The following is a 4,495-nucleotide window of genomic DNA, read 5'->3' as shown; positions in this document are numbered from 1 at the left end:
GCGACGCTGGCCACCTGGGTTGGCCGGGCCGCTTTTGAGCTCATGCCTGTCTATGACGCGCTGTTAGCAAACCTGAAACGGTCGACCAAGCTCTTCATGACTGAGACCACCGCGCCGGTGCTCGACCCCGGGAGGCGCAGAACGAAGATGGGCTACTTTTGGGCCTTGGCGCGTGAGGATAGGCCATGGGGCGGTGGCGACCCACCCGGTGTGGCCTTCACCTATGCGCCGGGGCGTTCTGGCCAATATGCTGAGAAAATCCTGGATGGTTTTGATGGCATCCTGCAGGTCGATGGCTATGCAGGCTACAACCGACTGCTGAAACGGCCGGCCCAGGACGTACAGCTTGCCTATTGCTGGGCGCATCTATGGATGCCCCCGCTCTTGCAAGGTTTTTCTGTTCTCAGTCACGCACCGGGACTGCGGTCATCTATCCAGCCTGTCATGGCGATGCGCCCCGCACCGCCGACCTTGATGGTTAATCCGCGAGTCGGGCCCCAATCACGCAGCGCGAGCTCGGAGCTCGATGCGCCCAACGGGTTCAGCCGACCCCGGTCCGCCCGGTCGTGCCATCTCGTTCAGAAAGTCCCTCGCATCTGCGGTGGCTTGCCGACAGCCGTCAGCAATCCTCGTATTGTCTCATCATCAAACCGCTTGGCGCATCGGAGTGCCCTAGACACCGCCAAACTTCATCATCGCCCAGATCACGCGGGCCGTCTTGTTGGCAAAGGCGACCGTCGCTACATTGGCAGGGCGCCTGGCTCGTAGTTTGGCGAGCCAAACCCAGGTCTTGCTGCGCCAACGCATGATCGACCGGCTGCCGTGGATCAGCAGGCGGCGCAAATACCCGTTGCCACGTTTGCTGATCCCGCCCATGCGCTCTACACCGCCGGTCGAATGCTGCCGGGGAACCAGACCGAGCCAGGCAGCAAAATGTCGGCCCGACTTGACGTCAGATGGGTCTCGCGTCGCGGCAACCATTGCCGTCGCAATGACACCCCCTACGCCCGGGATTGTCATGAGCCTGCGGCAGATCTCGTTCTCACGGGCAAGAAGGACGAGCTCCTTGTCGATCGCCTCGAGCTTCTTAGCAACCTGCTCGAGTTGCTCCACCAAATAGAGCAATACTTGCCGCGCAGCCCCCGGCAAGCGGCCGTCGTTCTCATCACGAATGACATCGACCAGGAGCTGCCCCCGGTGCGCCCGCTGCGGTCCGACAATGCCGAACTCCGTGAGATGACCGCGGATCCCGTTGATCAGCTGGGTCCGCTGGCGCATGAGCATCTCGCGAACCCGGTGCAGCACCAGGATCTCCTGTTGGTCTTCCTCCTTGATCGGAACGAAGCGCATCGTGGGCCTGGTCATTGCCTCGCAAATGGCCTCTGCATCCGCCACATCGTTCTTGTTCGTCTTCACATAGGGCCGGACATATTGCGCGGGCAACAATCTTACCTCATGACCGTGGCGCCGAAGTGTCCGAGCCCAGTAGTGACTGCCCGGACAGGCTTCCAGGCCGATCTGAAAACAGGGCAGTTCTTTGAAGAACGGCTCGACTTCGTCGCGCTTGAGCTTGCGACGCAAGACCGGCTTGCCTTTCCGATCGGCCGCGTGAACCTGGAAAATGGACTTGGCGATGTCCAGCCCGACAAGGGCGATTGGTTCAGTCATTTTCAATCTCCTCTCTCGCAATCAGTCCTCTCAACCTGCACCAACGGTTGCCGGTTGGGCGAGAGGGGGCATCCATGCCATCACGTACGCCGCAAACTGCACGAGGTGTCTCAGACCGGTCCAACGCCAATTGCCGATGAGGGGCTCAAGCAGATCGGCAAGCTCTATCGCATTGAAAAGGACATCCGTGGCCTGAGCCCAAACGCGCGCCGTGCAGCACGGCAGGAACGCTCAAAGCCGATCATCGAGGCATTTGAGGGCTGGCTCACGGCCAGCCGCGCCCGCGTGTCGGCCAAATCCCCAATCGGTGAGGCCCTGAAATACATCACCAAATACCGGGCCGGTCTGATCCTGTTCCTCAAAGATGGCCGGATCGAGATGGACAGCAACGCCGTGGAGCGGAGAATCCGCCCGATTGCCCTCAGCCGCAAGAGCGCGCTCTTTGCCGGTCACGATGCGGGCGCGCAGAAATGGGCCATGATCGCGTCACTGATCGAGACCTGCAAACTCAACGGTGCCGATCCTCACGCCTGGTTGACCGCGACACTCACCGCCATCGCGCAAGACCACAAGCAATCTGATATCGACGCCCTCTTGCCTTGGAATTACAAAGGATTGACTGGGGGGCAGAGCCATGAGCATCATCGAATTGAAGATCACGATTGAATATATCGAACCCGCTGTCATGCGCACCTTGCAGGTGCCTGTCGACATTCGTCTGGACCGCCTGCACCTGACCATCCAGGCCGCCATGGGCTGGACCAACTCACATCTCTACATGTTCGAGGCGGGCGGCGCGACATGGGGGCTGCCAGACCCGGACTTCGGCGGTGATGATCTGCCCGCCAACAAGACCACCTTGGCCGAGGTCATCGAAGACACTGGCGCTCGCACGATCAACTATCTCTACGACTTCGGCGACAGTTGGGACCACACCATCAAGATCGGCAAAATCAGTGACCCCATTCCCGGCGAACTCTATCCGCGTCTGACAAATATCGCAGGCCGCTGTCCGCCAGAGGACGTTGGCGGCGCACCCGGTTACGAAGAGTTCCTCGAAGCCATGAGCGATCCGAAGCACCCCGAACATGCAGATCTGAAAACCGGGTGCAGCAGCGACTTCGACCCAAACGTCCCCGACAGCGACGAACTCCGCCTCGATGTCCACAAGCTTGCCAAACGCTGGAAGCCGAAAAAGAAACGCATCACCTGATCAACGTGGGGTCAAAGCACCGCGTGACCGTCCAGCCAAGCCGAACTGGTACAGATCCGGCGTTGCCTGCTACGCTGCGGCAGCAGCGTAGCGCCAGGGCATGAGCTCGTTCAGACGTGTGATCTTATGATCCGCGATCTGTGCCAAAACCCAGGTGAGCCACGCTTGGGGATCTACCCCGTTCATCTTGGCGGTTTCGATCAAAGTATAGGCAATGGCAGCAGCTTTCCCGCCGCCTTCGGAGCCGACAAAAAGGTAATTCTTGCGGCCTATGGCAATTGGCTTCATCGCCCGCTCTGCGGAATTGTTGTCGAGCTCCAGGATGCCATGATCCAGATAGGGGCGCAGTTTCGCCATCCGCGTCAGGGCATAGCGGATCGCTTTGGCCAGTTCGGATTTGCCCGGAATGCGAGCCAGTTGTGCGGCCAGCCAGGCCTCCAGATCATCGAGCAGCGGCTTTGACCTGGATTGGCGCAGTTGGACGCGCCCTTGCGGCGGCAATCCGCGGGCGTCCTTTTCCACGGCGTATAGCTCAGCAATCCGGCGGATCGCCTCTTCGGCCACGGCCAGCCCCTGCGATTGGAACACATCGACGAACTTGCGACGGATATGCGCCATGTCTTACCTGGCAGGCGCATGCGAAGCATGCTGCCGAGAAGGCAGGCAACTTCGCTGACAGCGCCAGAGCGGTACAGGTTATTGAAGCCGGTATAGCCATCCACTGCCCGGCAGGGCATTGCGCAGCAATGTCCCGGGAGGGGGCATGCATCCAGCCGTTGTAGCAGGCCAGATGCGCTGAGGGATGCTTGCCTTTGCGGTTAGAGGTGAACCGGTACCAGGCGGCAGGCGGCAGGCGGATCAGCTCCGCCCCAAGGACGTTCATCACGGACATAGGCCCATACGCGGGCCGTGGCACATTTGCCTTTGGCCTGCATTTTGATCGGGGTGTCATCCGCAAAGATGGCCTGGCCAGCGCGCACATGACGGCCGATGGCATCAGCCAAGGGTTCCAACAGTGCGGCAGAGCGGCCAACCCAATCCGCCAGGGTGGAACGGTCCAAATCAACCCCGTCCCGTCCGTAGATTTGCGATTGCCGGTACAGAGGGCAGTGGTCTGCATATTTTCCGACCAGCACATGGGCCAAAAGGCCGGGCCCAGGACGGCCGCGCTCAATCGGGCGCCCCTCCCGGCAGAATTGCAAGACAATTCGCCTGCCGGGCAATGGATGGCAGCGCAGATTGAACGATACGGTCGCAGTCCCGGCAGGCCATGCGCGGGCGGACAATACGGTTCACCAGTGAGCCATTGATGCGCCATTGGTTCAAGCACAATGGCGAACGCGGCCGGGCACATATTCCAGCTCTTCCGTCACATCTTCGGCAATGGTCCGCAGCTTGCCGCCGCATGTGCAGGCTTCGCCGGGCGTCAGAACCTGATCAATCCGGGGCAGTTCGGGCGGCAGCGGTTTGCGCTTGGGTTTGGCCTTCTGTCCCTCTGCATCTCCGTCAGGAACATCTTCGCCGGCAACCTGCGCTGCCGCTGTTTCGTCTTCCTCCAGACGGAGTTGAAGCTGATCCAGACTTTCCGATTTTGATCCGAACCGGTGCCGGTTA

The 4,495-nt window shown here is 60.6% G+C and carries 4 protein-coding genes and 3 pseudogenes; 3 read left to right on the top strand and 4 right to left on the bottom strand.

Annotated elements, in window-relative coordinates; all coding sequences use genetic code 11:
* Positions 1 to 369 (top strand): annotated as a pseudogene (locus ACP151_RS20965) (IS66 family transposase); the annotation flags it as partial.
* A 303-nt stretch (positions 370 to 672) separates the two neighbouring features.
* On the opposite strand, the gene ACP151_RS20960 reads toward ACP151_RS20965, so the two are convergent.
* Positions 673 to 1,668, bottom strand: a complete 996-nt coding sequence (locus ACP151_RS20960; protein ID WP_424980751.1) for an IS110 family transposase — start codon at positions 1,666 to 1,668, stop codon at positions 673 to 675.
* A gap of 81 nt (positions 1,669 to 1,749) precedes the next feature.
* Here ACP151_RS20960 and tnpC (ACP151_RS20955) point away from each other — a divergent pair.
* A pseudogene (gene tnpC, locus ACP151_RS20955) lies at positions 1,750 to 2,334 on the top strand (IS66 family transposase); the annotation flags it as partial.
* Positions 2,303 to 2,881 carry a plasmid pRiA4b ORF-3 family protein gene (locus tag ACP151_RS20950; protein WP_424980750.1) on the top strand — a complete coding sequence of 193 codons (579 nt, stop codon included), beginning with the start codon at positions 2,303 to 2,305 and terminating at the stop codon, positions 2,879 to 2,881. The pseudogene tnpC (ACP151_RS20955) and the gene ACP151_RS20950, both read left to right, overlap by 32 nt.
* A gap of 69 nt (positions 2,882 to 2,950) precedes the next feature.
* On the opposite strand, the gene tnpC (ACP151_RS20945) is transcribed toward ACP151_RS20950, so the two are convergent.
* The 3 genes and pseudogenes from tnpC (ACP151_RS20945) to ACP151_RS20935 form a co-directional block, all read right to left on the bottom strand.
* On the bottom strand, positions 2,951 to 3,499 hold the full coding sequence (tnpC, locus tag ACP151_RS20945) for an IS66 family transposase (RefSeq protein ID WP_424980749.1): 549 nt from the start codon (positions 3,497 to 3,499) through the stop codon (positions 2,951 to 2,953).
* A gap of 200 nt (positions 3,500 to 3,699) precedes the next feature.
* Entirely contained in the window at positions 3,700 to 4,017 is a 318-nt protein-coding gene (locus ACP151_RS20940; RefSeq protein ID WP_424980748.1) for an IS66 family transposase, read from the bottom strand.
* 186 nt (positions 4,018 to 4,203) lie between these two features.
* Positions 4,204 to 4,495, bottom strand: a pseudogene (locus ACP151_RS20935) (IS66 family transposase); the annotation flags it as partial.

The sequence above is a fragment of the Leisingera sp. S232 genome (genome assembly GCF_049800895.1).
GTDB lineage: Bacteria > Pseudomonadota > Alphaproteobacteria > Rhodobacterales > Rhodobacteraceae > Leisingera.
This window is presented reverse-complemented; position numbering and strand designations above follow the sequence as displayed.

Excerpts from the sequence above, each read along its gene's own strand:
- ACP151_RS20960 (WP_424980751.1), bottom strand. The coding sequence starts at position 1,668 with ATGACTGAACCAATCGCCCTTGTCGGGCTGGACATCGCCAAGTCCATT.
- ACP151_RS20950 (WP_424980750.1), top strand. The coding sequence starts at position 2,303 with ATGAGCATCATCGAATTGAAGATCACGATTGAATATATCGAACCCGCT.
- tnpC (WP_424980749.1), bottom strand. The coding sequence starts at position 3,499 with ATGGCGCATATCCGTCGCAAGTTCGTCGATGTGTTCCAATCGCAGGGG.